This window comes from Gelidibacter japonicus (assembly GCF_010725055.1).
Lineage (GTDB): Bacteria > Bacteroidota > Bacteroidia > Flavobacteriales > Flavobacteriaceae > Gelidibacter > Gelidibacter japonicus.
The window spans coordinates 1-1317 of the sequence record NZ_BJKB01000052.1; the positions used below are offsets into that span (position 1 = coordinate 1).

The 1317-nt window shown below is 39.2% G+C and carries 1 protein-coding gene; it reads left to right on the top strand.

Translation table 11 applies throughout. The annotated features are described in order from the left end of the window. Window positions 1-124: 124 nt before the first annotated feature. Window positions 125-1288 (top strand): IS4 family transposase, encoded by a 1164-nt coding sequence (locus tag G6N06_RS19610; RefSeq protein WP_163518391.1) that lies wholly within the window; start codon window positions 125-127, stop codon window positions 1286-1288. Window positions 1289-1317: the final 29 nt, after the last annotated feature.

Genomic DNA, 1317 nt, shown 5'->3' on the forward strand with positions numbered 1-1317 from the left:
CATTACTGTCCCATTAAAACTTAAAATTGTTCTTTGAAATATTTGAAATTTAGTTGGTTATAGAGGTTTGTCAGCCGAACGGACTTGAAAACATAGCTTTGTTGCCAGATGAATCTGCCAACCTATGTTCCAAGATAAATATGTTTTCGCTCAATTGGTCTCCTTTCTCAACCGGAGCAAGTTCAATCGGATTGTATCCAAGTATAAAGGAGACAAATACGTCAAGCATTTTAGCTGCTGGAACCAGCTGCTTGTTTTAATGTTCGGTCAGCTCTCCAATCGTGAAAGTTTAAGGAGCCTGATTGTCGCCTTAGATGCCCATTACTCCAAATGCTATCATTTGGGAATGGGGAAGAATGTCTCAAGATCATCTTTGGCAAGGGCAAATCAGGACAGGGACTATCATATCTTTGAAGAGTATGCCTATTATCTGGTCAACCAAGCAAGAGAGAAGAAAGCTGTAAGTATCTTCAATCTTGGCGGTAACGTTTATGCTTTCGATTCGACAACGATCGACTTATGTCTTTCCGTGTTTTGGTGGGCAAAGTTCCGTAGGAATAAAGGCGGTATCAAAATACACACACTGTATGATGTGGAAACACAGATTCCTACATTCTTTCACATCACTGAAGCTTCTATGCACGATTCAAAAGCGATGAAAGAGATCCCTTATGAGCCAGATTCTTACTATATATATGATCGAGCCTACAATAATTTTAAGATGCTATATAAGATCCATCAAATAGGAGCTTATTTTGTGATCAGAGCAAAGAGAAATCTTAAGTATAAACCCCTCAAATGGAAACGCAGATTGCCCAAGAACGTGCTTTCTGACCAAACGATCGAATTGACAGGATTTTATCCAAAACAGTATTATCCCGGGTCACTTCGCTTGGTGAGATACTGGGATGAGGAGCAACAACGTGAATTTATCTTTTTGACCAATGCCATTCACATTTCAGCACTACAGGTGGCGGAACTTTATAAAAACCGCTGGCAGGTAGAACTCTTTTTTAAATGGCTAAAGCAACATCTTAAGATCAAGAAATTCTGGGGTACTACCGAAAATGCTGTCCGGATTCAAATCTATGCCGCCATATGTACCTATTGCCTCGTGGCAATTGTTCAGCACGACATGAAACTGGGTAGAAGCACGTATGAAGTGCTACAGATACTAAGTATTTCCCTAACTGATAAAACGAATCTCAGAGAACTTTTCAGCAAAACTAAATTTCAAAATGACAAAGAACGAGATAGCCTTAATGGGCCAAATTTATTTAATTTTTAAAACGTCCCGATTTTAATGGGACACTAGTG